Source organism: uncultured Mobiluncus sp. (genome assembly GCF_963511525.1).
Taxonomy (GTDB): domain Bacteria; phylum Actinomycetota; class Actinomycetes; order Actinomycetales; family Actinomycetaceae; genus Mobiluncus.
In genome coordinates, this window is record NZ_CAUPIY010000009.1 from 18,982 (window position 1) to 45,957 (window position 26,976).

The 26,976-nt window shown below is 56.2% G+C and carries 23 protein-coding genes; 10 read left to right on the forward strand and 13 right to left on the reverse strand.

Annotated features, from left to right (window positions below; all coding sequences use genetic code 11):
- Positions 1-5 precede the first annotated feature (5 nt).
- The 3 genes from rsmG to RQ935_RS07305 all read left to right on the forward strand — a co-directional run bounded on the left by rsmG (position 6) and on the right by RQ935_RS07305 (position 2,942).
- Positions 6-686 carry a 16S rRNA (guanine(527)-N(7))-methyltransferase RsmG gene (gene rsmG, locus RQ935_RS07295; protein ID WP_399532223.1) on the forward strand — a complete coding sequence of 227 codons (681 nt, stop codon included), beginning with the start codon at positions 6-8 and terminating at the stop codon, positions 684-686.
- Between the two features lie 273 nt (positions 687-959).
- Positions 960-1,931: a ParA family protein gene (locus RQ935_RS07300; RefSeq protein ID WP_311497804.1), complete on the forward strand. Its 972-nt coding sequence runs from the start codon at positions 960-962 to the stop codon at positions 1,929-1,931.
- A 3-nt stretch (positions 1,932-1,934) separates the two neighbouring features.
- Positions 1,935-2,942: a ParB/RepB/Spo0J family partition protein gene (locus RQ935_RS07305; RefSeq protein ID WP_311497805.1), complete on the forward strand. Its 1,008-nt coding sequence runs from the start codon at positions 1,935-1,937 to the stop codon at positions 2,940-2,942.
- On the opposite strand, the gene RQ935_RS07310 is transcribed toward RQ935_RS07305, so the two are convergent.
- The 8 genes from RQ935_RS07310 to RQ935_RS07345 form a co-directional block, all read right to left on the reverse strand.
- Complete coding sequence (locus RQ935_RS07310; protein WP_311497806.1) at positions 2,939-3,142, reverse strand: hypothetical protein; 204 nt, start codon at positions 3,140-3,142, stop codon at positions 2,939-2,941. The genes RQ935_RS07305 and RQ935_RS07310 overlap by 4 nt on opposite strands.
- 177 nt (positions 3,143-3,319) lie before the next feature.
- On the reverse strand, positions 3,320-4,594 hold the full coding sequence (locus RQ935_RS07315) for a PLP-dependent aminotransferase family protein (RefSeq protein ID WP_311497807.1): 1,275 nt from the start codon (positions 4,592-4,594) through the stop codon (positions 3,320-3,322).
- Between the two features lie 260 nt (positions 4,595-4,854).
- Complete coding sequence (gene trxA / locus RQ935_RS07320) at positions 4,855-5,181, reverse strand: thioredoxin (protein ID WP_311497808.1); 327 nt, start codon at positions 5,179-5,181, stop codon at positions 4,855-4,857.
- Positions 5,182-5,252: 71 nt separating this feature from the next.
- Positions 5,253-6,188 carry a thioredoxin-disulfide reductase gene (gene trxB / locus RQ935_RS07325; protein WP_311497809.1) on the reverse strand — a complete coding sequence of 312 codons (936 nt, stop codon included), beginning with the start codon at positions 6,186-6,188 and terminating at the stop codon, positions 5,253-5,255.
- Between the two features lie 139 nt (positions 6,189-6,327).
- Positions 6,328-7,248, reverse strand: a complete 921-nt coding sequence (locus RQ935_RS07330) for a hypothetical protein (protein WP_311497810.1) — start codon at positions 7,246-7,248, stop codon at positions 6,328-6,330.
- A 149-nt stretch (positions 7,249-7,397) separates the two neighbouring features.
- The gene (gene murJ / locus RQ935_RS07335) at positions 7,398-9,128 is read right to left on the reverse strand and encodes a lipid II flippase MurJ (protein ID WP_311497811.1); all 1,731 of its coding nucleotides are present in this window, start codon (positions 9,126-9,128) and stop codon (positions 7,398-7,400) included.
- Positions 9,121-11,655 carry a DUF6049 family protein gene (locus RQ935_RS07340; protein WP_311497812.1) on the reverse strand — a complete coding sequence of 845 codons (2,535 nt, stop codon included), beginning with the start codon at positions 11,653-11,655 and terminating at the stop codon, positions 9,121-9,123. Before RQ935_RS07340 ends, murJ begins: the two co-directional genes overlap by 8 nt.
- Complete coding sequence (locus tag RQ935_RS07345; protein WP_311497813.1) at positions 11,652-12,164, reverse strand: NUDIX hydrolase; 513 nt, start codon at positions 12,162-12,164, stop codon at positions 11,652-11,654. Before RQ935_RS07345 ends, RQ935_RS07340 begins: the two co-directional genes overlap by 4 nt.
- 113 nt (positions 12,165-12,277) lie before the next feature.
- Here RQ935_RS07345 and RQ935_RS07350 point away from each other — a divergent pair, with 113 nt between their 5' ends.
- From RQ935_RS07350 to rplI, 6 genes are all read left to right on the forward strand, one after another.
- Entirely contained in the window at positions 12,278-13,801 is a 1,524-nt protein-coding gene (locus RQ935_RS07350; RefSeq protein ID WP_311497814.1) for a CCA tRNA nucleotidyltransferase, read from the forward strand.
- A 53-nt stretch (positions 13,802-13,854) separates the two neighbouring features.
- A complete protein-coding gene (locus RQ935_RS07355) occupies positions 13,855-16,095 on the forward strand; it encodes a transglycosylase domain-containing protein (RefSeq protein WP_311497815.1) in 2,241 nt (746 codons plus the stop codon).
- A 362-nt stretch (positions 16,096-16,457) separates the two neighbouring features.
- A complete protein-coding gene (rpsF, locus tag RQ935_RS07360) occupies positions 16,458-16,745 on the forward strand; it encodes a 30S ribosomal protein S6 (RefSeq protein ID WP_297723768.1) in 288 nt (95 codons plus the stop codon).
- 132 nt (positions 16,746-16,877) lie between these two features.
- On the forward strand, positions 16,878-17,435 hold the full coding sequence (locus RQ935_RS07365) for a single-stranded DNA-binding protein (RefSeq protein ID WP_311497816.1): 558 nt from the start codon (positions 16,878-16,880) through the stop codon (positions 17,433-17,435).
- A 77-nt stretch (positions 17,436-17,512) separates the two neighbouring features.
- A complete protein-coding gene (rpsR, locus tag RQ935_RS07370) occupies positions 17,513-17,758 on the forward strand; it encodes a 30S ribosomal protein S18 (RefSeq protein WP_311497817.1) in 246 nt (81 codons plus the stop codon).
- A 21-nt stretch (positions 17,759-17,779) separates the two neighbouring features.
- Positions 17,780-18,244, forward strand: a complete 465-nt coding sequence (gene rplI / locus RQ935_RS07375; RefSeq protein WP_311497818.1) for a 50S ribosomal protein L9 — start codon at positions 17,780-17,782, stop codon at positions 18,242-18,244.
- Between the two features lie 54 nt (positions 18,245-18,298).
- Here rplI and dnaB read toward each other — a convergent pair whose 3' ends face one another.
- Positions 18,299-19,675, reverse strand: a complete 1,377-nt coding sequence (gene dnaB, locus RQ935_RS07380) for a replicative DNA helicase (RefSeq protein ID WP_311497819.1) — start codon at positions 19,673-19,675, stop codon at positions 18,299-18,301.
- A 678-nt stretch (positions 19,676-20,353) separates the two neighbouring features.
- Here dnaB and RQ935_RS07385 point away from each other — a divergent pair.
- The gene (locus RQ935_RS07385; RefSeq protein WP_311497820.1) at positions 20,354-22,057 is read left to right on the forward strand and encodes a DASS family sodium-coupled anion symporter; all 1,704 of its coding nucleotides are present in this window, start codon (positions 20,354-20,356) and stop codon (positions 22,055-22,057) included.
- Positions 22,058-22,128: 71 nt separating this feature from the next.
- Here the strand turns inward: RQ935_RS07385 and RQ935_RS07390 are convergent, their stop codons facing one another.
- The 4 genes from RQ935_RS07390 to RQ935_RS07405 form a co-directional block, all read right to left on the reverse strand.
- On the reverse strand, positions 22,129-23,736 hold the full coding sequence (locus RQ935_RS07390; protein ID WP_311497821.1) for a methyl-accepting chemotaxis protein: 1,608 nt from the start codon (positions 23,734-23,736) through the stop codon (positions 22,129-22,131).
- Between the two features lie 131 nt (positions 23,737-23,867).
- Entirely contained in the window at positions 23,868-25,034 is a 1,167-nt protein-coding gene (locus RQ935_RS07395) for a DUF418 domain-containing protein (RefSeq protein ID WP_311497822.1), read from the reverse strand.
- 106 nt (positions 25,035-25,140) lie between these two features.
- Entirely contained in the window at positions 25,141-25,818 is a 678-nt protein-coding gene (locus RQ935_RS07400; RefSeq protein ID WP_299294831.1) for a response regulator transcription factor, read from the reverse strand.
- On the reverse strand, positions 25,815-26,906 hold the full coding sequence (locus RQ935_RS07405) for a hypothetical protein (protein WP_311497823.1): 1,092 nt from the start codon (positions 26,904-26,906) through the stop codon (positions 25,815-25,817). The genes RQ935_RS07400 and RQ935_RS07405 overlap by 4 nt, the downstream gene beginning before the upstream one ends.
- Positions 26,907-26,976: the final 70 nt, after the last annotated feature.

The following is a 26,976-nucleotide window of genomic DNA, read 5'->3' on the forward strand; positions in this document are numbered from 1 at the left end:
ATACCGTGACAGATTTAGCTGCGGATGAGCTGGCCGAAGACGCGCTCGCTGAGGTATCGGTTGAACCCGAACCCCACGGCCTTGCCGAAGTCTTTGATACCAGCGCTGACCAGATGCGCTACTTCGCAGACTTGCTCAGCCATGAGGGTTTAGAACAGGGGTTGCTGGGTCCCCGAGAGGCGGGACGCATCTGGAGCCGACACATTTTGAACTGCTGGGTACTCAGCGAGTTCCTTCCCGAGGGCGTCCAGGTCGCCGACGTCGGTTCCGGCGCGGGGCTGCCCGGTTTGGTGCTGGCCATCGGTCGGCCGGATTTGAGCTTGACGTTGATAGAGTCTATGGCACGCCGTTGTGAGTGGCTGCAGTTTTGTGTCGAAGAACTCGGCCTGGATAACGTGCGGATCTGTAACGCTCGTGCAGAGGAGTTTCGCGGTAAACAGGCGTTTTCGCACCTGACAGCGCGGGCGGTGGGTAACCTTTCGACTTTGCTGGGCTGGACCGCGCCGTTGGTAAAAAAGCACGGCACGATGCTGTTCTTAAAGGGAGCTTCGGTGGAAGCAGAGATTGACAAAGCAAAGGCTAACTATGTCTTTGCCAAACAAAAGGTGTCTTTGCCCGAGGTGTTAACTGTGTCTACCCCCTTGACCGGAGAACCGACCCGTGTGGTTCGACTGGTTAAGAAATAAGCAATTGTTTCACGTGAAACATTTTTGTGCCGGCGTTTGCCAGTATAGTTATGTGTGGGCGGCGGCGCGAGAGGAGTTTATTACCACTTTTGGTTTGTGAAATTTGCCTCGCAAAAATGTATTGTTGGCCTCGTGCTTGACCTGTGTAAACAATTGTCAACCGGCGCAACCACGCGGATTATCTTGTGGATAGCGTGTGGATAAGTTTTCGGCGAAGGTGAATTTTTTTACGTCCCCCCATGAAGTAGACTGGAGAGGAAAGAAGGGAGTTTTATGGTGGCAGATAACGAACGGCCAAAGGTCGTAGTCCCCCATCACAGCGAGCGTCCGGATTCTATTCATCGGACCCTACGTCCGCGCGTTCCGACCTCCGAGAACGAAACCCCCATCGCTCGTGAACTACGTAAATCTATGGAGGTGCGCCAGGCCATTGCCTCCGAGGAAACTCCCCAGCTGCGCCACAATCAGGTCGTCGCGGTCGCGAATCAAAAGGGCGGGGTCGGTAAGACGACCACCCTGGTCAACATCGCTATGACTTTGGCTCAGCGCGGCGTGCAGGTCCTGGTCATTGACACCGATCCGCAAGGCAACGCCTCGACCGCCCTGGGCATCGCCCACCATGTAGGCACCCCTTCGCTTTATGACGTGTACACCGGGCAATCCACCCTCGCGGAAGTCGCCCAACCTTGCCCGCAACAGGATTCTCTACTGGTGGTACCCGCCACCGTAGACCTGGCCGGCGTGGAAATGGAACTCGCCGATGAGGCTGACCGCAGTTTTTACTTGCGCGAAGCCGTGAATAACTACTTGGCGGACAAGTCCGGTTGTTTGGTTCTCATTGACTGCCCCCCTTCGCTGGGGCTGTTGACCCTGAATGCCTTTTGCGCCGCCCGCTGGGTATTAATTCCAGTGCAAGCGGAGTACTACGCTTTGGAGGGAATATCCCTCTTGACTGATACCATGAGCAAGATTCGCGACGCTTTGAATCCTCAGCTGGAACTGCTGGCGTTCCTCATCACCATGTTTGATAAGCGAACCAATCTGGCTGCTCAAGTCGAGAGCGATGTGCGCGAACACTATCCCGATCAGACTTTGCGCACCAATATTCCCCGCCAGGTCGCCATCTCGGAAGCACCCTCCTGGGGACAGACCGTCATCACTTACGAAAAGAATTCGCCGGGTTCTCTGGCCTATCAGATGGCTGCATTGGAACTGTTAGGTAAATTAGCAACAAAGGAAAACTGACACATGGCGAAAAAACGGGCTTTAGGCAGTGGTCTGGGCGCTTTGATTCCGGGTGCGCAGTCTCAGCCGCGCGGCGTGGACGTGCTGGTTCCACCCAAACCGGGAGCAACAGCGACTAAAGGCAATGACAAGGTACACGAGCTGTTGAGTCCCGATGCGATGCAGCGCAAAACCGCGAACGCGGCGGACACGGCTCTGGTGCCGGTCCCGGGCATGACGGTGCAAGAACTGCCCATCGCCGCGATCAGCGCCAACCGGGCGCAACCGCGCGAAGTTTTTGATGAAGACGCTTTGGCGGAACTGGCGAACTCGATTCGCAGTGTCGGCATTTTGCAGCCTGTCACCGTGCGGCAAATCGGGACTGGAAAGAAACCGAAATACGAGCTGGTCATGGGGGAGCGGCGTCTGCGGGCGGCAAAACTCGCGGGACGCACCACGGTTCCGGCCATCATCCGGGAAACCGCTGATGATGAGATGCGGGTCAACGCCCTGCTGGAAAATATCCAACGCGTGAACCTCAATCCGTTAGAAGAAGCGGCCGCCTACCAACAGATGATTGAGGAACTGGGAGTCACCCAAGAAACCTTGGCGAAGCGGCTCTCCCGTTCCCGCCCCCAGATTGCTAACACTTTGCGGCTGCTGAAGTTGCCCGCGGAGGTACAGGTACAGGTCGCGGCCGGGGTGTTGTCAGCTGGTCACGCCCGCGCCCTGCTGGCATTAGAGGACGCCGCCGCGATGACGCATTTGGCCCAGCGGATTGTGGCCGAAGGCTTGTCGGTACGAGCCACCGAAGAAATCGTAGCGGTGGGCGATCAAACCCAGAAAGCGGCACAGAAAAAACGGCAAGCAACCCCGCTGAGTCCAGACCTGATGGAAATGAAAGCACATTTAGAAGACGTCTTGCAGACCCGAGTTAACCTGCAAGTCGGAAAAAGCAAAGGCAAAGTTACTATTGAGTTCGCCGACAGCGATGATTTAGCGCGGATTACCAAAATTATTGCCAGTCGCTAAAGCGCCGGACGTGCCTGGTTCAGAGTTTCAGGCAGGCGGTGCGTCAGACACGTGGACGATCTCAGTCGTACAGACAGCGTCAGCCACAACAAGCTCTCCGCGTGTTCGGCCAACCCGGAAATGAGAGTCTGCATGACCAAGCCGGGAGTAGTGACAGACAGAGCCGGGGACAAGAACACCAAAAGCGTGACGTAAAGCACGGCGCAATTGTTTCACGTGAAACAATCCCGGGCGGTAGGTTGGGAAACACGGGGACGTCCCCGACCGCCCTTGTGAAACCGGTCAATGGACTTATCGAGTAACGAGGTGACCGAGCTTGTGAAAGTCAGTCGGGGCGAAATAGATGAACGGCTAGTCGAAAGACCTGGGAAAATAGTTTAGGCGGACTTGGCGGTGGAAACCGCGGATGCTGCCTCGCCGTTAGCAATGAGAGCTTTTTCCTGTTCCACGGTCACGGCCAGGCGGCGGATACCTTCGCGGATTTGTTCCTCGGGAGGATAGCAGTAGGCGATGCGCAGATAGTCAGAGCCGCGCCCGTCCGCATAGAAAGCCGTGCCCGAGACGTAGGCGACCAGGTTTTGGACGGCACGGGGCAGCATAGCATTCGTGTTGATGCCGTCGGGGAAATGAACCCAGGTGTAGAAACCGCCGACCGGGTGCGTCCAAGTGCAGTCCGGAAGGTATTTCTTGAGGGCTTCCAAGGTGGCGCGAGCCCGGCCGCGGTACATGACCCGGAACTTGTCGACTTGGGCGTACCAGTCGAAGTCGTGGAGGTATTTCGAGATGGACATTTCGGCCGCCATAGAAGGGGTCAAGATGGCGGTTTCGTTAGCGACCACCAGCTTTTGTGTAATTTGGGTGGGAGCCAGCGCCCAGCCGATACGGAACCCCGGAGCAAACATCTTTGAGAAAGAACCCAGGTAGATAATGCCCTCGGGGTTCAAAGGCTGCAGAGCAGGGTAGAGGTGACCGTCAAAACCGAGCAAACCGTAGGGGTTATCTTCCAAAATCAGCAGGTGGTGGCGTTGGCAAATGTTCACAATTTGCGGACGGCGCTGTTCGGTGAGGGTCATGCCACCAGGGTTGTGAAAGTTCGGAACGGTATAAAGGAACTTTGCGGGCCTGCCGGCCTTTTCCAGTTCGGTTGCGGCTTCGTCCAGGGCTTCGGGAATGAGTCCCTCTTGATCCATTAAAACGTGATGTACGTCACATTGATAGGAATGGAACACTGACAGGGCGCCAACATAGGAGGGCGCTTCGACCAAAATCGGGTCGCCAGGATCCACAAAAAGCTGCGTGACCAGGTCTAATGCGTGCTGAGAACCGGCGGTGATGGTGACGTTGGCGGCGGAGGCGTGGATACCTTCCAAGCTCATAATGTCGGTGATTTGCTCGCGCAGCACTTCCAAACCCTGACCACCGCCGTACTGCATGGCGGTAGCACCGTCCTTTTCAAACATCTGCTGGAAAGAGCGCGCAATCTCACGCAGGGGCAGGTCTTTCAGGTTTGGCATCCCTCCTGCCAAAGAGACCACCTCCGGGCGAGAGGCGACGGCAAATAAGGCTCGCGTTTCGCTGATTTGCAGGTTGCTGGCGCGCACCGAAAATCGGTCCGACCAGTCGGTTTGGCTCGTTACAGAAGCTGAAGTCATAACACGTTCCTTAGAGAGAGTTACCTGCAAGTTTACGCTGGCGCGAAACTGAGCCAAAATTTCGGGGCGACACACCGTGATACGAAAGCGGTCCCGCGCTGGGCCCGGGAGAAAGGAGTAAAGCCGGAAACCCCAGCGAAGGACCGCGGAGTAGTGTTTGTCCCTCCATTGTAAAGGCTGAAACGCAAACGTGGAGGCGAATTCAGCGCCAAAAACGCGAAGGCGTCACGTCAAGGGCGGTAATCGCAGTTTGGCTGCGATTAGGCGAGGGCAGCTTCGATTTCCGCCTTGAACTGAGACCGCGGCCGACCCCCGATAATCTGGTGAACGACCTTGCCACCCTTGAATATGTTGAAGGTCGGAATGGCAGAAACCCCGTATTGAGCCTGAATAGACGGATTGTTGTCAACGTCACACTTGGCGACTTTCAGGCGATCCCCAAAGTCGGCGGCAATCTGATCCACAATCGGCGCCATCTGACGGCACGGGCCGCACCAAACTGCCCAGAAATCCACCAGCACCGGCACGTCAGACTCCAAAACCTCGGCCGTGAAATTGCTTTCGCCCACTTCGATGGCGTTAGACATAATATTTACCTTTCTCTTGTGTGTAATGTTTCCCGGCTGTAGCGCCGAGGGAAAAGCACTGTTCCTCGGGCTCAGAGCTTAATCTGAGCGTCTTGGTCTTTGATGTAGCGGTCTGCGTCAATGGCCGCGCGGCAGCCGGAGGCCGCCGAAGTTACTGCTTGGCGATAAATTCCGTCCGTAACGTCTCCCGCGGCGAACACGCCCGGCATGGAAGTGCGCGTGGAGGGTGAATCGACCAAAATGTTGCCTTGTGCATCCAACCGTAGCTGATCCTTGACCAGTTCGGTGCGCGGCAGGTGACCTGCGGCGATAAAGATGCCGCCGACCGGCACAGTCTTAGTTTCCCCGGTTTTCACGTTGCGCAACGTGACCGAGTCCACCTTGTCAGTGCCGTTAATGGACTCCACAACTGTGTCGAACTCAAATGAAATCTTTTCTTCGTTAAACGCCTTGGCCTGCATAGCCGCGCTGGCCCGCAGCTCATCGCGGCGGTGCACCACCGTGACAGAGGAACCGTAGTGAGTCAGGAACACGGCCTCCTCCATCGCGGAGTCCCCGCCACCAACGACCATGATGGGTTGATCGCGGAAAAAGAACCCATCACAAGTGGCGCAGTAAGACACTCCGTGACCGGCGTGTTCCTCTTCGCCCGGAACATCCAAAGTGCGGTAACCCGACCCGGTCGCGATGATGACCGTGCGTCCCTGGTGAGTACCCTCATCAGTCACGACAGTCTTAATGTCGCCGCGCAAATCCAGCTTCAGGGCATCCTCATAGATAACCTCAACCCCGAAACGCTCAGTTTGTTCCAGCATTTCCTGCATCAAGTCCGGGCCTTGGATCCCGTCCTTGAAACCGGGATAGTTTTCCACCAGGGTCGTGTTCATCAGCATTCCGCCGATGTTCATCGACCCCGCCACCAGCAGTGTTTTCAAAGCGGCTCGTCCCGCGTAAATCCCAGCGGTGTAACCGGCCGGACCTGAACCGATAATAATGACGTCGTACAAAAGGACTCCCTTTGGTGAGAAAACAATAGCTGAGATTTATTGTAGCTGTGAACCCTTACCAAGGGGATAGAATTCGCTGAGAGCCGAGCGAGAATTGTGACGGAAGCCACCTGACTTGGGAAAACCCCACGAAGAAAAGCTAACCGAGAACCTGAATCTCGGAAATATTCAAACGGTACTCGCCGCCGGCAGCGGTAGGCATCTCGGTACACCACAAAACCAGGCTGTTCGTTTCCACCGGCTGAGCCAGATGGTAGGTGATTGTGGAGGACAAGGGTTGGGATCCCAGGACGGTAGCCTGCCGGAAATTCTCGGCATTGCCCTGGCGCAGCTCCAGATTGCCTCCCGTTGAGGCGGAATTCACCACCACCTTTTTCACCTGTACCGGGGAGTCTCCAAGGTTTATCACCAGTCCGTAACCGCGTCCGCCAGCCAACACCTCTGACCGCAGTGCGGCAGTGCGCCAAGACGTCTCAGCCTTACCGTCAATCGCTAAGCCCGCCAATTCGGGATGGTCGTAGCCGTCGGGCAAACCCGAGACCGAAGCCACATCGGTTATGGGCAGCGGGGTCGGCTCGGCTTCGGGAAGCACCTGCAAGTCAGGGACGGGGGACAGATCCAGGGAAGTATCGGCTTTTACTGACCCAGAATGCGGCCAGAACCAGACAAACAGCGCCAACACCGCTGCCACTACTACCCCTAGCAACGTGATTTTTAAGGTCAGAGCCGATTCGCCAGCGGGAACTTCCTCATGGTTAGGGGTGTAATCGGTGGCAGCCTGGCGCGCATTGGTGAGGCTGGTGTTCAAAACTTCGGTGGTTTCCGCTTTCCAAGTGTTCCAGTCTTTGCGTAAGCGCGTGCGGTCAGCGCCCCAGGATTTGCCGGTAACCTCGTCAATAACATCCTCACCGGTCAAGGTATCTTCGTCAGGCACGTCAATGACGTGTTCCTCAGATTCAGCCGCTGAGGGCGAATTATTGAACAGTGGAGTGGGCTGGGGAGGAACGCCGGCCGAGACAGAACGGAACACCGGTGCGCCATTTGACTTGGTGTTATCCACGCCGCCCCCTTAAATTCAGCCTATTTATGTATTTTAGCCTGTGTTTGAAAACCGCGGCAAAACATGGAGGATTTCCTCTAACCCGGTAAAACTGGGATAAATCCACAGACTCCCGCGATATCTCACGAAAGCTTGAAGTGGGCCGCGGGTTAGCGCCGGCGCAGCTTCCCAGCGAATCCCCGCACTTCCCGCACCCGGAAAATCCACAGCACCGCAAAGTACAGGGGAGCCATAACCAGCGCCACCACCAGGCAGCGCCAAGCTCCGGAGACAAAAGTGGCACCGTAAGTCCAGTTCGCGCCGGGAGAAGGAATAACGAAGGTCAACAACACCCAAGCTGGAATCCCTGCCACGATTACCGCCACAAATAAACGCAGGTAATGACCGAAAACTTGGGCAAACACGGCTTTTGAAAAACCCTGGCGGCGCAGCATAACCAGACCCACCAGCGCCGAAGAACTCAGGGACAAGGGCTCGGCCGCGGCCGTAACCGGAACCCAGAAAGAGGGACTGAGCAGCACATACGCAACGAAACCGAGAAGGGCAGTCAGGAAGGGGAAGGGCAGCATCAGGAAAAACTGAGTGCGGGTGTCCTCCAGGGAATACAGGGCGCGCGAGGTGGTGGAAAAAATGACTTGGCCCGGAATGCCCAAGCTCAAAATGATGAGGATGACGGCCAAAGCCTGGGCCTGCTGGGGCGGCAGGGCGGTGGCGGTGACATTGGCCAAGGGCAGTGCTCCCACAATCAACATACCCGCCAAGAGGAAGTTGAACAGGCTGGACAGCCGGGCAGCCTGCAGGTAGTCCCCAGCTAAAGCCGGGATGTCGTCCCTGGTGGCGTGCAGAGCCATGGAAGTAAAGACCGCGGTCGTTACGGAAATTGTCACCAGGGATTGGGGCAGCATATACAGCGTGTTGGCGTATTGGTAGATTGCGAAACCGGGGTAGAAATTACCGTCCACCTGACCGGCACCGTTAGCCGCCGAAGCGATACGTGCCACAATCAAATTCATGAGCGTATTGGCTAACAGACCCGCGAACGCCCAGGCTGCGACCCGTCCGGTGTGACGAAAACCCAAACCGCGCCAGTGAAAATTGGCGCGCAGCCGAAAACCGAGATGCATCAGGGGAAACACCAAAATAATCGCTTGCAGAGCGATACCCAATGTCATGGAACCCGCCAAAAGGGCAATCCGGGCCGCATCCCACTTCGACACATCAAAGTCGTGGGCCGGGGCGGTGCCGTACAGGTTGATGAACACCCCCAGTCCGGCAATCCCCACCAGGTTATTCACCACCGGAGACCACATGTAGGGGCCGAAGCTGGACAGGGAGTTCAACACCTGTCCCAGCAGGGCGTATGTGCCATAAAAGAAGATCTGCGGCAGACACCACAGGGCAAAAATGACGGTGAGGTTGAACAGTTTCGGCTGCATTCCCCCCGCGAACAGCATCACCAGGGGCCAAGCCAGAGCCACCGACAGCACAGTCAATCCCAACAAAGCGATAGAAGCGAGGGTGAGCAGGGCGTTAACCCGATCAACGCCTTCTTTACCGCTATTGTTTGCCAGTGCGCGCACGATGGTGGGCACCAGAATCGCGTTCAAAATCCCGCCCGCCAGCAGGTTATACAGCGTGTTAGGCAGGATATTGGCGGTGTTGAAAGAGTCGGCGATACCGAACCCGCCAATGGCCACCACCAGCAGCCATTGGCGCACGAAGCCCAGCACGCGGGACACCAGGGTTCCCGCCGCCATAATGGCGCTGGATTTGCCCGTTTTCGTATTTGCCACCCCGTCAGCGACTTGGCGCAGCTGCGGGGGCTGTTTCGGGTTCGGGCTGGAATCCGGCACCGGTTCATTCATCGGGTTTTCACTCACGCCTGTCTCCCGTTTTGAGCTTACGGTTCTTTGGGCCTTTCACGATACGCCGGACTATCCCGAAAACCAACACGGCAGCCAGCAAGCCCGCGACAATATAGGTTCCGGTGGATTCCCATTCCGCCCTGACCCGCACCTGGATAGTTTCCGGCGTGCCGATGCTTTGCCCCGCCGGGTTGGTCAGCTGCACGGTGACCTGCACGTCTCCCGAACCGATTGCTTTCACGGGAATGCGGAACTGGCCAATGGCGTGGGGCGCAATCGTGAGAGTCTCGACCTGACCGAACTGCAGGCGTGTATCCGTTGGGGTCAGTTTCAGGCGCACGCTCACGGCTTGGTCCCAGCCGTTAGAGACGGAAATCGGCAGTTGAGCGCTCTTATCGATGAGGTTGATGACCGAAGCCGGTTGGGCTTGAACCAGGCCAAGTAGAGCAGTGGACACATCAGGATCAAGCGTGTTCGGGGCAATGTCAAGATCAGCCGGGTTTTGCGGATGGCGGGCGTGGTCAATTGCGGTCTGTTTTTCTGCCGCGGTGCCTGTCGCCCAAATCAGTCCGTCAGGGGCGGAACCCGCACAAGACGCACAGTTGCTAGCGACTTGAAGTGCGTCAAACATGAGCTGGAAACGTTGCGGATCGGCCATGGTAGCACTGAGGGCCTCGGCTGCTTGCAGATTATTGGCCGCAGCTATGGACGGGTTGGAATACCAAATCACGCTGGGAAGGTTACGTTTTGGGTCGGGATTGGTTGAGCCGGAAGTAAAAATGCTTGGGTCAGTCGGTGCCGGGTAAGGGTCAGGCACAGTCACAGTTACCGGCTTAGCTGGGGTTTTACCCGCGACTTCGGGGCTGTCGGGGCGAACTGTGTTCCAGGCGGGGAACGTCAACCAGCGGGCCTGCGAAAGCCCCTCCATGACGGCCTTTTGAGTGGCGTCGGCACTATAATCGCGCTTAGCACCCGCCGCAAACAGGCGCGGAGCGAAAGGACGCTGCCGGGTCAAAACAGCGGTTTGCGCCAAAGCCCACTGACGGGCAGCCACCGGGGAAAGCTCGGTGGGCGAATCCGCGCCACCGGCTGGCGTTATGCCCGAAGTATTAGCAGCGATTTTGTTCGTGCTGGCAGTGCCGGTTTGGTTGGCCGGATCAGAGGCTGGAAGCCCGTTTAAAAGGCGCGAAAGCTGAGCATCCAAAGTCCATCCGAGGCTTTGAATCGCCATTTCCTCATGTCGGCCGACGAAGTTGATAAGACGGCGGGCATCCGGGTCATGGGACAGAGGACGCAGGTCATCACTGAATCCCGAATCGGGGGACAAAATCATCGGGCGGTCCGCACCCCACAGCAGGTTTTCACCCGCCACGTCCCCCGACGGCAAGTATTTTTGACTGAAATCGGGCCACAACAAAAGGTTTGCCTGGTAATCGGGAAGTTTTTCGCTGACTTTTTCGGCCAAGTCTGCGGCGGCTTTGTCAAGGCGTAAACGGGAGGAATCATCCAACCAAGACGTGTTTGCGGCCGCAAAGTCACCCGGAGGAAGATAAGCAATGGGTTGTTTTCCACACAATCCGCCCGCCAGACTGTTGGCCACACTGGGCTGGGTCGGGGTTGGGTGCGGGGTTTCGGCAGCTGGTTGGGTCGGCCCGTTTTCAAGGTTCAATAGGTTCGCCGCGTCGTTGATGCCGTTCAGTTCCGGTTCCAGGAGGAGCGGGTCGAAAACGGGGGTTAGTCCGGTGGCGGTGGCCAGTTCGCACACGGTTTGCATCCGGGTACTGCTCACCTCAGCCAGGTTCGGCAGCGGCCAGGTCGAGGCCAAAATGTCAGCTTTGGTGGTGGTGAGGGGTACGAAAGCCAGCAGCTCGCTGGGCTTAAAGGCCGCCCCGGAATCCCACAGCAGGAAAGACCGGTCCTGGGAGATGTGGGACAAATCAGCGCCAGACGCTTTGTTCGTCCCGGACGTGGCCGGATCCGGAACAAAAGTCAAGGTCAGGGGCCGAGGTCCCCACCGATCCGTGCCCGCCAGCGGCAGATCCGTCACCGGCACGTGCAGCGTCACCTGCTGGGGTTTACCCGCGGTGAGATGGGTAATTTGCTGGGTCGAGACGGTTTGGAGGTTTCTCTGTAAACGCGCGTCATTGTCTCGGGCGTCCATCCACTGGTTTAGTTCTTCGCGCGTGACGGGGGTTTGGGTCGAAACTTCGAGCCTCAGCGTGCCCGAGGAGGCTTGGTCATAGTCAGAGTTGACCTCCAACAGGGCGTTTACAGTCAATTCGGTGGTGTCTGGGGTCACGATGGGGGTCATCGCGGTGATTTCCAGGTGAACGCCCTGGTGATTGAAGCCCGATCCGCAAAAGGCGGGAGCGGAGCGTGAGCTGGTCGCGGACTTACAGGGGCTGGCAGAAGGGGTGGGGGAAGGTTTTTCCGTTTGGGCCTGTGCTAGGCCGGGCGTGCCGCCAGCTAGCGACACGACAGACAACGCCGCTAAACCGAGAAAGACGCGGGAAATGAACGGAATCGACCGGCGCAGCTTCAACGGTGCACCCCCAACATTTTTCGAGCCAACGCTCCAATGCGGCGTTCGGCTGGAAAAGCCAAACGTTTGTCCAGCAGGGACAGCGGCACCCATTGCGCGGTGCAGGCCTCGTGGTCAGGGTCGCCCTCCGCCGTAATCTCACCACCGGTAGCCTCCAGCAAAAAGTGGTGAACGACCTTGTGAACCCGCCGGTCAGGGCCGGAAAACCAGTAATCCATCGAGGAGAGGTAACGCACCGGACGGCACTCGATGCCGGTTTCCTCCTGGACTTCACGAGCGGCGGCTTGGGGAATGGTTTCCTCCGGTTCCACGTGCCCCTTGGGCAGCAGCCATTCCAGACGACCGGCGCGACCTTGACGCAAAATCAACGCGGCGCACACCTTTCCCTCAATGAGTTTCACCGCCAGCCCGCCCGCGCTGACCTCTTGCACTATCGGCAGCAGGCGCCCCGAACGCGACCGGTAAAAGCCCTCGGGGACGGGCTGATTCGATTCCGGCGCGGCTGACATACGTCGATTTTATATAAAATAGTGCCGAGGTTTTTCTAACCGGTTGAAAACCCGGTAAAAAGTCCCGGTAATAGGCCAATCATTGCGAGGAAACGTACCCAGAAAGGAGGGTCATGACCGAAACGACCGCGAAAAACGCACTCCCGACCCAAACTTCCCCGGCCGCGGCAGGGGAACAGCCCGGTACGAAGGCGAGCCGGCAGGACGCGGTGCGCCGTGAGCTGGAGGCGAAAGTGGTGCCTCTGGGAAAGGTGTTCGCCGCCGCCGGCTTTGAGATTGCGCTGGTCGGAGGGCCGGTTCGCGACGCCTTGCTGGGAATCACCCCCCATGACTTGGACCTGACCACTTCGGCGCGTCCCGATGAAACCGAGGCGGTACTGCGCTCGTGGGCGGACGCAGTGTGGGACGTGGGACGCAACTACGGCACCTTGGGAGCCCGCAAAGGCGATGACGTGTTCGAAATCACGACCTATCGCAGTGACGACTACCAGCGGGATTCGCGCAAACCCACCGTCAAGTTCGGCGACACCCTGGAGGGGGACCTGTTTCGCCGCGATTTCACGGTTAATGCCATCGCGCTGCGCTTGCCTACCCTGGAGCTGGTGGATCCCACCGGAGGACTCAACGATTTAGCGGCCGGGATTTTGCGCACCCCTATCGACCCGGAAGAATCATTTTCCGACGACCCCCTGCGGATTATGCGCGCGGCACGATTCGCTGCCCAACTTGAGTTTGACGTGGATTACGAAACGATGCAGGCGATGGAAACGATGCGCGAACGGCTGAGCATTGTTTCCCCCGAACGTGTCCAGGCCGAACTATCCCGCCTGATGACCGCCAAAGCGCCGCGTCGCGGGCTGGAGCTGATGGTTTACACTCAGCTGGCCGACCAGGTCTTGCCCGAACTAATGGATTTGCTGGATATGCAAGATGAACACAAACGTCACAAGGACGTGTGGGAACACTCCCTGACCGTGCTCGACCAGGCTATCGCTCAGGAGACCGGGCCGGACGGGCCGGTGCCCGCACCGGACTTGGTGCTGCGGCTGGCAGCGATTTTACACGACATTGGCAAGCCCGCGACCCGGCGTTTCGAGGCCGGCGGGGTCGTTACCTTTCACCAGCACGACGTGGTGGGAGCCCGGATTACTCGCAACCGCCTGAAAGCCTTGAAATATGACAAGGCGACGATTCGTGACGTATCCCGACTGGTGGCCTTGCACCAGCGGTTTCACGGCTACGGAGAACAAGTGTGGACCGATTCCGCCGTGCGCCGCTACATCACCGACGCCGGTCCCCTACTGGAACGCCTGCACCGCCTGACTCGTGCCGACTGCACGACCCGAAACGTGAAAAAAGCCCACCGCCTGGCGGCCGCCTACGATGACCTGGAAACCCGGATTAAGGAGCTGAAAGCCCAGGAGGAACTCGACGCGGTACGCCCCGAACTTAACGGGGACGAAATCATGGAAATCCTGGGGATTCCCGCCGGCCCGGAGGTCGGCAAAGCTTATCGGTTTATGCTGACCTACCGGATGGAACACGGCCCGGTCGGACATGATAATGCCATTACAGTTCTGCGTGACTGGTGGGAAAAATGGCACAATGGTACGAACGAACAGGACGAAGCGCGGTAAAACCGCTTCACCGCTTAGGGTGAATCGGGAAGACTGTGGCGAGGACAGGTAACATGGCAAAGGCAGCACGACCACGCACAGTAACTGGGCAATCCGTGCGACAGGTGCACCCCAAACGGCGCAAACACCACTATGTTCGCAATTTTTTCCTGACCCTGCTGTTCCTCATCATCCTGTCCATTGTGGGTGCCCTAGCAACTTTCCTGGTTGTTTACGCCACGACCGAAATACCGAAACCCGCCGAGTTCGCTCGTGCCCAAGTCACCTCCGTGTACTATTCCGACGGAACCACCGAAATCGGAAAGTTCGCTGAGGTGAACCGGGAAATTATCGAAACGAAAGACCTGCCCAAACAGATTGGCAACGCGGTGGTCGCCTCGGAGGATCGCACTTTTTGGACCAACTCCGGGGTCGATTTGCGCGGCATCGCCCGGGCTTTCCTCAATAACGCGCGCGGCGGGGCGACACAGGGCGCTTCCACGCTGAGCCAACAGTACGTGGAACGCTACTACATGGCGGAAAACACGAACCAGGGAAACGTGTTGCAACGGTACTGGGCGAAAGCCAGAGAAGCCATTATGGCGCTGAAGATTAACCGCCAGCAGGAAAAAGACGAAATCCTGGGCAACTATTTGAACACGATTTATTTCGGCCGCGGATCCTATGGAATCCAGGCTGCCGCGAAGGCATATTTCGGAAAAAACGCCAAGGATATTGATTACTCCGAGGCCGCCCTGCTGTCCGGCATTATCCCCGCGCCTTCCGCATACGATCCGGCTGTGAACCAGGAAATGGCGGAAAAACGGTGGAAACGGGTCATTAAGAACATGGCCGCCGACGGGTATATCACTCCTGAGCAGCAGGCATCGGCGCAGTTCCCGGCCACGATTCCCCCCACCCAGAGCGTGCAGGACTTCGGGGGAGTGAACGGCTATTTCATGTTCCAGGCGCGTCAGGAGCTGAAAGATTTGGCTGGCCTGACCGAGGAACAAATCGACACGATGGGTCTGAAAATCATCACGACTTTAGACAAAGATAAAGTCAAACTGATGGAACAGACGGTGGCGAAGCTGCCGTCGGGGCATTCTGAGAACCTGCACGTCGCGATGATCTCCACCGATCCGAAAACGGGGGAAATTATTGCGGAATATCCGGGGCAGGACTATCTGAAAGTCCAGATTAACGCCGCCACCCAGGAACACTTCCAGGCTGGGTCTACGTTTAAGCCTTTCGGCATGATTGCCTCCCTGGAACAGGGTGGATCCTTGAGTGACACTTACCCGGGGAACTCCCCGCAGACCATTCAAGGCGTGCCCATCAGGAACTTCGCCGGAGCTTCATACGGAACCGTCACCCTGGCGCAAGCTACCGCGAAATCTGTCAACACGGCTTATGTCGCTTTGAACGCGAAGGTCGGACCGTCATTGACTAAGGAAGTGGCGATTCGTCTGGGCTATCCCGAAAATACCCCCGGCCTGGACGACTCCCTGACGAACGTGCTGGGTTCGGCTTCTCCGACGGCGGCAAATATTGCTGAGGCTTACGGAACTATCGCCAACGAGGGCAAACGCGAGACTGTCCACATGATTCGCCAGGTCACGGACACTGCCGGGGACATTGTTTATATGCCGTCTTTCTCGGCGGATCAGGTTATTGAACGCAATATCGCCCTGACCGCCACCCAAGCCTTGACGGGACCTTTCCAGGCGGGAGGCACTGCGGTGAAAGCCCAAATCGGCAGGCCCTCCGCCGGTAAGACCGGATCGTCGACCGACAACAAGTCCGCGGTTTTTGCTGGATTCATCCCCCAGGTGGTGACTATTGTCGGTCTGTACCAGTCCGGGCCTAACGGAGAGGAACAATCCATCTCACCGTTTGGTGGTATTCGCGAAGTTACCGGCTCTACCTGGCCGGCGTGGTTGTGGAAACAATATATGTCCGGCGCCGTGAAAGGCCTGGAAGTCGAGCAGTTTGCGAGAGCCCAGAAACTCAAGAAAGTGGCAGTGACCCGGTCGGAAGAACCAAGCCCTACCGAGACTGAACCTTCCCTGCTTCCCAGCCCCGATGAGTCCCTGTCCCCCGGCCAGTCCCTGTCGCCTTCTCCCCTGACGCCGCAAAGTCCCGGGAATCAGCCCTCTTATGAGCCGGGTAATGGTTCGGGAGGAACCGAACCCAGTCCTACCATTCCGGGCACTTCCGGGTTTGTGCCTAGCCCGAGTAATTCGCCCGTTCCCCCCAGTCCGGCACCGGGTGGGGATGGTGGCGCGACCGAATCGGGCGGGCCCGTCTCGTAACAACCGGTAATGATTTCACAAGCCCGGTGGGGCAGCTACTCTAACATTGTTACAGTACGTTACAGTAGCTGGCACGAGGGCGGGTTGGCGGTTGGTATATGTCCTGGTGGTTGGCACTTTGAGGGGTGGCGGGAGAGTAACTCTAAAATGTTAGAGTAGGTGTTACAGTAGCATATAACGGGCGAGGTGAGGCGTGTCCTCCGATTCCAGAGGCGGGTAAGTGCAGGGTTATGGCATAACCAAGCCAGAATTGGCTAAAGTGGGCGGAAAACGTTAGAATCGTAAGGCTGTTTTGGCACCGCGCCAGGACGGCGACTCCTGCTCCGGAGGGACCGGGGCCGTTAAGACCAAAGGAGAGTTATATGCGGAAATACGAAATGATGGTGATTGTCGACCCCGAGGTCGATGAGCGCACTGTCGAACCCTCGATGAGCGCCCTGTTTGGCCAGGTAGAAGACCTGGGGGGCAAAATTGAGAAACTTGATGTGTGGGGCAAGCGCAAGCTCGCCTACCCCATATTGAAAAAGACTGACGGGATTTACGTGGTTGTCGACATGGAAACCACCCCGGAAATCGCCAAGGAATTGGATCGTCAGCTGGGCCTAAACGAGTCGATTCTGCGCACCAAACTGATGCGCAAGGATGCCTAATTTTTTCCAATCAAACGGAGGCGAATTTTGGTCTCCAGGGTCCCTGATATGTTGAGTAGAGCCGGTGACGGCCCCGCACAGCGAGCGGATTTTGGCACCACGCCCCGAATTGATGACAACTAAGGAGAAACAATGGCAGGCGACACGATTATCACGGTAATAGGCAACTTGACGGCGGACCCGGAACTTCGCTGGGGCCAGTCTGGCACGGCGTTGGCGTCTTTCACGATTGCGTCAACTCCGCGTTCGTTTGACCGGGCCTCCAACAGCTGGAAAGACGGCGAAGCCCTGTTCTTGCGGTGTACCGCTTGGCGGGAACTGGCGGAAAACGTTGCGGAATCCCTGCACAAGGGGTCGCGCGTCATCGCTCAAGGCCGTTTGCAGCAGCGTTCTTGGGAAGCCCAAGATGGCTCTCGGCGCACCTCAGTAGAGATGACGGTAGACGAGATTGGTCCGTCCCTGCGGTTTGCTACCGCCTCGGTGAACCGGACTCAGCGCGGCGAGGGAGGCTTTGGTGCCAACGCGAATGGCGGCGGCTACAACAGCGCTCCTAGCGCAGCTCGGCCGCAGCCCACTTATGGGGCTCCCGCCGGAGGATCCGATGGGGACGCGTGGGGTTCGCCCGCGCCTGGCTTTGGCGCCCCGGGGGCTCCAGCTGATTCCAGCTTTGGCGAAAATCCGCCGTTTTAAACCGGTTGCCGCTTTTTCCCGCGGCATTCCGACACAGCACAGATAAGTTTTTCAACACAATATATAAGGAGATCAATATGGGTAAGCAGATGCGCAATAACACCAAACCCATTAAGAAAAAGACCAACCCCCTGAAGGCTCAAAAGGTTGGCGACATTGACTACAAAGACACCGCTTTGCTGCGCAAGTTTATTTCGGACCGCGGCAAGATTCGCGCTCGGCGCGTCACCGGTATAACCGTTCAGGAACAGCGTCAGATTGCGAAAGCCGTTAAGAACGCCCGCGAGATGGCTTTGCTGCCCTACTCCGGTTCCGGCCGCTAAATTTGAGGGAGGAAGTAAACAATGACTCAGAATACGAAAGTTGTTTTGACCCACGAAGTCGACAAGCTCGGTAACGCTGGCGACGTGGTTGAAGTCCGTCCCGGTTACGCGCGCAACTACCTGTTGCCGCGCCGCTTGGCGATGCCGTGGACCAAGGGGTCCCAGGTGGAAATTGACCGGATGAAGGCCGCCCTGGCAAAGAAACAGATTGCCTCGATGGAAATAGCTCAGGCGGTGCAAGCCAAACTTGCCGAAGGCGACCCGGTGCTGATTGATGCCAAGGCCGGCGCGAACGGGCGTCTGTTCGGGGCTATCACCACCGCTCAGATTGCAGCGGCGGTGAAGGAGCAAAAGGGCGCTGAAATCGACAAGCGCAAGATTGTTATCGAGAAGCCCATCAAGTCAGTCGGTACCTACCAGCTGACGGTGCGCCTGTTCGAAGAACTCACCTCACCGCTGGAAGTCACGGTGCGGGCGGAAAAGTAGAACCTAAATAGAGAACGGTGCCGGGAACCTGCGGGTTTCCGGCACCGGGCGTTTTTAGTAATCCGGGGGCGGGGGCTCCTCTTGATTGCGGTGAATCCCCGAGACGAAACGCGAAAACTTGCCTTGGAACTGCAGGTTGATAATTTCGGTGCGTCCATTGCGGTGCTTGGCGATATTGAGGTCAGCTTCGCCGGGACGGTCGTCCGAGTTGTAATACTCGGGGCGGTGCAGCAGCAGCACCAAGTCAGCGTCCTGCTCCAACGAACCCGATTCTCGCAGGTCGCTCATCATCGGTTTCTTATCGGTACGAGACTCCGGCCCACGGTTCAGCTGGGCGACCCCAATCACCGGCACTTCCAGCTCTTTGGCTAACAGTTTCAAAGACCGTGAAATCTCGGAAACTTCCTGTTGACGCGACTCGATGCGTTTGTGTGAACTCATCAACTGAATGTAGTCCACGACAACGAGGGACAAATCTGTGGAATGCTTGAGGCGCCGGCACTTGGCTCGAATATCGGGCATGGTCAGGTTTGGCGAATCGTCAATATAGAAAGGCGCGGACTTCATCCGGTTATATGCCGAAGCGATATTGTCCCAGTTAGCCTGGTTCTGGGGGCCGTCGTTGGGCATCCCCGCAAACAGGAGGGACAGCGGCACGCTGGCCTCCGCTGACAGCATCCTCTTGATGATGTCCGCAGCCGACATCTCGAGAGAAAAAATCGCCGCCGCACGTTTCTCTTTCAAAGTCACGTGACGCAAAATGTCCAGGGCAAAGGTCGACTTACCCATCGCCGGACGCGCCGCCACAATGATGAGCTGACCGGCGCGCAGACCGTTGGTCACCCGGTCAAAATCGAGGAACCCCGTGTGGACCGTGTGCGGGTCGTCGTCGGTCTGTTGGATTTCGTCCAAGACTGGGGTCAGTAGTTCGGATAGTGGTCGATAGTCTTCAGAAGTGCGTTTTTCGCTGACTCGGTCGAGTTCGGCGTGGGCAGTATTGATAAGTTCGTCTGCGTCAGTGGTGTCGATGGCGTAACCGAGTTGGGTGATGCGGGTGCCTGCTTCGACCAAGCCGCGCAAGGTCGCCTGATCGCGCACAATCTGAGCATAGTAGGCGGCGTTAGCGGCCGTAGGCACCGAGTGAATCACGGTGTGTATGTAATCCAAGCCACCGACGCGGGAGAGCTGACCTCGTTTTTCCAGTTCAGCCGGCACCGTTACCGGATCGGAAGCCGCTCCCGCCGCGTAGAGGTCCAGGATAGTGTTGAAAATAATCTCGTGACGGGAGTCATAGAAGTCGCTGGGCAGCAGCAATTTATAGGTGTCGGCGATGGCATTTTTTGACAGAATCATGGCGCCGAGCACACATTGCTCAGCCAAGATGTTGTGGGGGGGAATCCGGTCGACAGCCAGATTATTTTGTTCCTCCACGCGGCCTCCTTTCACCGACACTTCACCCCCGCTAGGAAGGGGTTGAAAGATAGATATCCGGGCTCAAACCTACGCTTTCGGTTCTGACTTAGCAAACCATTTTGGTGGAAAATAGGTGGATAACCCCGAACAAGTCTGTGGATAACCGGTGGGTAAGGTAGTGAATTCGTTTTTTAAGTGTTTTTATTACTTCAGCCCCTAGGTCAAAGTTAGGTGTGATGTTGCGGGTTGGGAACCCACAGGTTATCCACAGTCATTGTGAATTAAAAATCGTCGCGGAAAATTTTCCAAACCTTTCACTAAGGAAATAAGGTTTCGCCGCCCAAAAAGGGTCTGAACTGGGTTTTTGGCAAAGCAAATCGCCTCTCTAGCACACTTGGTGGGGTTTAGGCAAGAAACGAGGGGAAAAAATGCCTCAAAAAACCGCAATTTTATCCACAGGTTATCCACACCCCCGGAATATCGCCGGAAAACCCGAAAAACCGTGGCACCGAACTCGTGAATAACCAAGGTTTGAAAAAATAAAATCCCAATCTGTGACACGGGGATAACCTGTACGTTTACCAAGAAAACCCCAAGAAAAGCCCTCGACCTGGTATTTGCCCTTCTTATTCTCATGTAGAATGTGCAAAGTCAGCTCAAAGCTGAGCCGATTAAACACGAAAGGCACGCGAAAGTATGAGTGTGAAGGAAGTCCCTCCGATCGACAAACACGATGTGGAGCAATCTGAGGGCGAAAAGAAAATCTCAAAGGTCCGGCTAATCGGGCTTTTCGGTGGCATCATCCTAGGTGCCATCGTTTACTTTTTGATTCCCCGTGACGCTGTGGACGTGATTACGAAGTCCGTTGGCGCCGACGTAATCAAAGAAGAAGAAATGAATGTGGGCGCGGTGTATCTGGTCGCCGGTATCGCGGTCATGATGGCTATCTGGTGGATGACCGAAGCTATCTCACTGGCGGCTACGGCAATGGTTCCGCTGGTGTTATTCCCCCTGCTGGGAGTCAACGACTACGCGGGCACCGCCGGATCCTACGCATCGGACACGATTTACCTGTTCATGGGCGGGTTCATCCTGGCTATCGCCATGCAACGCTGGCACTTTGACCGGCGCGTGGCATTGGGTATCGTCCGCATCGTGGGGGTCAAACCCCGCCGCCTGATTCTGGGCTTCATGATTGCTACCGGGTTTATTTCGATGTGGGTGTCCAACACCGCAACCGCTGTGATGATGCTGCCCATCGGCCTATCCGTAGTTCAGCTGTTTGAATCCGCCCAGGACAAGAACGCCGCCGTCGGTAAAGGTCTGGACGTGGAAGCCGCCTACGGCGGAGCTATCCACGGTGGTGTCATGTCCGGTCTGTTGAACGAAGGCGACGACGTGGCCTCGACCACGGCGGAAAAGCACGGCATCAAGCGGTCTAACTTCGCTATTGGTTTGATGCTGGCCATCGCCTATTCGGCCTCTATCGGCTCGCTGGCGACTCCCATCGGGACCCCGCCGAACACCCTTTTGAAGGCGTACATGAGCGATACGTTGAAGTATGACATCAACTTTGGCAAGTGGTTCCTGATGGGCTTCCCGATGGTGGTTGTCTTTACCCTGTTCGCCTGGTGGATTTTGACTTACGTCATGTTCAAGCCGGAAATCGATGAAATCCCCGGCGGTAAGGAACTCATCAACGAGGAGTACGCCAAGCTCGGGAAACTGCGCGGCGGCGAACTGCTGGTCATGTTGCTGTTCATCCTGGCAGTGTTCTGCTGGATTTTCGTGCCGCTGATTTTGAAGGCCACGGGCATCGAAGGCCCGAAGAAGCTCGACGCTATCGTGGCGATGAGCGTAGCGGTGCTGCTGTTCGTCATCCCCGGCAAGACCAACGGAGAACGTCTGGTGACCTGGAACGAAGCCAAGACGATTCCGTGGGACATCTTGCTGCTGTTCGGCGGCGGTCTGTCGCTGTCCAAGCAGTTCCAGCACACCGGCTTGTCCAACTACATCGGTGAGATGGTGAAGGGACTGGCGGGTGCGCCCATTGTGATTATCGTCCTAGCCGTGGCCGCCCTGGTGCTGGCCCTGACCGAGTTGACCTCGAACACCGCTACCGCGGCCGCGTTCCTGCCGATTATCGGTGGCGTGGCTATGGGTATCGGTCTGCAAGGCCCGAACGTGATGATCCTGACGATTCCGGCTGCTCTGGCTGCGACCTGTGCGTTCATGCTGCCGGTCGCGACCCCGCCGAACGCTATCGCTTACGGTTCTGGGTACCTCAAGATTGCGGATATGATCAAGGGCGGTTTCATCATCGCCCTGGTGGGCTTGGTGTTGATTACCATCACCGTGTTTGCCCTGGCTATCCCCATCTTCGGTTTGGCTCTGCCATAAGCAGTCATACCTAGATATGATTTTGGGCTAGCCTTGCGGCTAGCCCAAAATCATTTTTACGGGAGTCAGTCTCAGAACTTAAAGTTTCCAATCTGGGTCTTTAAGTATTCCGAGTGCTCGCTCAACTCTTGGGTGCTTTGATTGATAGAGCCCAAGGTTTGCGCCGCCCCGGATGCTGCTTGCGCTATCGAAGAGATGGAAGCCGCGATTGTAGATGAGCCTTCCGCAGCCTCCGATACCGAACGAGACATCTCGTTCGTAGTGGCGGTTTGTTCCTCTACCGCCGCCGCGATGGTCGTCTGGAAGTCGTTGATGGAAGAAATAATTTCTCCAATCTTGCTGATGGCTTGGACCGCATCATCAGTGTCAGACTTGATTTTTTCAATCTTGGTTCCGATGTCCTCGGTAGCTTTTGCAGTCTCAGAAGCCAGGTCCTTCACTTCCCCTGCAACTACCGCGAATCCTTTTCCGGCATCCCCGGCTCGCGCGGCCTCAATGGTTGCGTTCAAAGCTAACAGGTTAGTTTGCTCGGCGATGGAGGTAATAGACTTAATGACTTCCCCAATTTCTTGGGAGGAATCGCCCAGCCGCGACACTACCTCATTGGTTTCCTGGGCGGCTTGAGCAGCATCGGCCGCAAAACGGGCAGCTTCGTTCGCGTTGGAAGAAATTTCGCGGATAGACGCGTTCATTTCTTCCGAACCGGCCGCCACGGTTTGAATACTGCTGGATACTTCGTCAGCTTGGGCGGCAACGCGTTGAGAATCATCCTGCGAACTGGCCGCAGCCGCTACCGCCTGGTCACTGGTCTCTTTCACGACCTTGACAGTGCCCTCCACTTGGTGCACCGTTTCGACGGTATGAGAAATCAGACCTCGCAACGAAGCCAGTGCGGCAGTAAGGGACTGCGCCATCTGGCCGATTTCATCATGAGAGGTCACCTGCGGATTTTGAGTCAAATCACCCTGGCTCATAGCGTTTAGAGAGTTCTGGATTTCGCGTAGGGGACGTGTAATCGACTGTACGGTCGACCATCCCAACAGCGACATAATGATGATGCCCAGAATTCCGGCACCCAGGATAGAGGTTCGCAAAATAGTGCGCGATTGAATGACATCGCTACGGGCCTGGGCCATTTTCTTAAGCATCATTTGCTGCGAATTGTCTACCATCGCAGTATAGTTGCCAATCTGTTCCTGGTTGGAACCGGGCCCCTTAGCGGTGGCCAAGGTAAAGTATTGCGCCAACTCTTTGTTTTGGACCAAGGGTATGATTTCCTTGTCACGGAACGAAATCCAGTCTTGGTATTTCTGGTCAAAACCTTCGATTGGGGGTAGTGCCTCTTTGCCTCCCTTATTGAGAATCTGAGTGTAAAGGTCAAGCACTTTCGCGTCCGTATCATGCATGACTTGAATAATTTCTGGGGCCACCTCATTGGGAACCGAACAGATATCAGAAATATTCATACGGTTGCGCATGATCTCGGTGTTGAGTTGAGTTAGTGGAACCTGAAACTCGGACAGTTTCGCTTCCCTGGTAGTGTCAGATTCAATGCGTACCCCCATAATCAAGCTGATGACTGCCAAGAATGCCATAATGACGGTCGAAATGATGACTAAACTCCAAATTTTTTGAGAAAGTCTTAGATTAGAAACCAGTGAGATTTTTTTGGATTTCATCCTCAGCTCCCTTTCTTTGTAAATGAACCAACAAAATCCACCTTAGCGCTGAAATAGCGCTATGTTTCAAATTTGATTGAAAAATGTTTAGGGATTTTTGAGTCATCGCTATGTCTTGAACAGACTCGGGACTAAGCCAGATTGGTCGGAGCAGGCCCGTCAGAATTCTCAGCAGTGTGGTTAACAGCGGGAGGATCGCTGAGGCGAGCCAGGAAAGCCTCCAGCGGACCTTTGCCGAACCGTAACCGCCACAGGCTCGCGGCCAGCAGGAAAACCACCACCATGATGACGAGGGAGGGGATGAGTCCGAAATACCCGAATACGCGAAACGTAATCGCGTGCCAGATGACGTGGAGGGTATAGGTGCTCAGCGCCATCGAACCCAACGCCGCCACCGGGGACATAAACCGGTTGAAGGTAGGCCCTGCCAGCAGCAACAGGGAAGTCAGTCCCACGCACCAAGCCGTATTGGCCACGGTTTCCGCTACGGAATCCGTATGCGGAGCGATATAGACCAGGGTTTGATACCAAAACTGGGCCGAGGTGGGGTTGGCGATGGACAGGGTGTCTTGATTGAGAATGACACCGGAAACCCGTCCCAGACGTAGCGAATCAATGGCGGTGCCGACCCCGAAAATCACGAAAGCCACACCCAGCCCGAGGCCCGCCCCGAACTTCTGCAGTCGGCGCGACCGCGGGCTCGCCCCCGCCCAACCCAAACGCCACAGGATCAGCCCGGTCAGTACATAGATGAGGAACGTGGGCATCTGATAGTCATTGAGCCCCAGGACCACGCCGATTTCGGGCGGAACAAACAGCAGGTTGAGGTAGTGCCACAGCGGAATGCCCGCCACCAGCAACAGTCCGATAACCCCCAGCAGGCCCGGAACGGAGAGGCCGGAAAGGAACAGGGCGCAGATCATCCATATCCCGTAGTTATCGAGAATCAGCAGGATACGGGTGTTAAAGAAACTGAGCAGGGCGGCGATGAGGATTAGGACAGCGGCGCGCACCAGGATTTTTTCACCGTAATAGCGGCGAGACAGTGCGGGGGAGTCGGCGAAGCGCCGCGTCATCCGGTCTTGCATGATGCCCATCGAAACTCCCGCGAGCAGTGCAAAGAGCGGAGCTGAACGTCCGTGAGACAAGGCCATCACGCTAGAGACGGGACCTTGCACTGAAACCCACATATGCGCCGTGAACATGCCCAAAATGGCCAGGCCGCGAGCCATATCCAAGCCGACGACCCGACTGGTCAGAGCCGGCCGACCCAGCAACCGCTGCGCAAAATCCGTCACAGAGGCAGTCTAGCTGACTAGACGGTGCGGAACTGATATTGCCGGAAATCACGTTTCATTCAAAACAATTTTGTCAAAGCATGGTGGGAATTTGTAACACTTTTGGTTAAACCGGTGGTGTCTGATCCAGACCCAGACGGATTATCTGCATGGTCAATTCTCCGCGGCGCATACCAAGTTTTGCGAGGGCACATTTCACGTACGTACTCACAGTATTTATGGAAAGTCCGGTTTCGGCTGCGATTTCTTTGTTGGAGTAAGCCTTGCCTATGAGTTGAACGACTTGACGTAAATGCTGGGGTAGAGCATCGATTTGGGATTGCAGCTGCAGGTTAGCAGGTTGAGGATTGGTGGACACGAAATAGTCCATAACCATCGATAACGGCTTGTTATCCAGGGCGTTCCCGCCTCTGTACACCCGTTTAATGGCCTCACCAATCTCGCGGAACTCAGTCTCTTTGGTCAGAAACCCTTTTGCTCCGGCTGTTAAGGCCGCACGTAGCATATCGGGACGTTCAAAAGCGGTCAGCATAATAATCCGTTCGTCCGGATTGTGTGTCAGCGCGGATGTAACCGTTTCAATACCACTCATCCCCGGCATGGCCACATCTAATAGCACCACATCGTGATTTGTGTTCTCAATGAGATTCATCACCTCGAGACCGTTCCCGGCCTTGCCGACGATTGTTATGTAATCCAAACTGTTCAGGAGGATGCTCATCTCGTGCATATAAAGCTCATCATCATCTGCAAAAATGACCCTAATAACTTCCTGTCCGCTCACTTTGTCACTTCCATCTCGAGAGGGATGTTGATGTGTAACACCCAATGCTCCCCGGTCTGTCCCGCCTCAAGGACACCACCTGAAATATGAAGTTGCTCCCCCAAAAGTTTCAAGCCCCTGCCGCTGCTCAACACCGGATTGGCAGAGAAAGAACTAATTGAATTCATCATCGTGAAATCTACTATCCCCTCCGTATAGTCAACCTCAATAGACACACGACACGGCTTTTCAGGGTTGCCGTACTTTATCAAATTCGTCAGGGCTTCACGGACACATTCACGCAACAAGCTGGTGACGGCGGTACTCAGTGTGCCCAGGTTCTCAGGGTAGGTGTCGATTTCTACGTTGAAGCCAAATCCCGTCGCGACGTCTCTAGCCGTATCTAGCGTGGTGGCGAGGGGTGTGGGGATTGCTTTCAGTGTAGGGTTTTGTCCCAGCACACTTAATGTTCTTCGCAGTTCGCTGAGGGCTCGCACAGACTCTCCATGCAGCAACTCCAAGCGTAGTCTGGTTTCCTCACTTGTTTCGGGGGAACCCTTAGCATCTTCCAATAGTTTGGCCGACAGGGTTGTCAATCGGGAGAGCGTTCCTGCCGTATAGTTGTGCAACTCTGCTGACAATTCCTGCTTGGTCTGTAATTGAGCTAATTCGTAACGGTGTTGTTCCATCACCGAATGTATGTTCAGTCGCAAATTTTCTTCAATGTACTGGCGCAACACAAAACCTGCCCCGAGAGCAAAAAGCAGGAGCAAGGCGTAAAAAACGCTGGCAATCGTATTGTATTTACCAGCAAAACCAATCAATATCGCAAGTGAACTGACGAGCGTTGCAATCAAGCTTTGCTTCCACCAGCCGCGCCAAGACCAGTCAAAAATCACCGGAATCGTCAAGTACACCACCAGACCAAATTCAACCGTGGGAACCACATTCATAGCAACGACTGCAGCAATAAAAACCCATCCACCTACGCGAGGGGAAAATATGTAGCCAAGGAAAACTACGAATCCGATTAGTTCACCTAAAACACTCCAGGGGTTGTCACGAATTCGGGTAATGCTGAAGTCAAGAACAACACCAAGGAACAGCACAGCTAAAAGAATCTTATTCCTGGAAATCCAGGATAAACAAGGTTTTGTAAGGTGCAAACTTCCCTCCCCA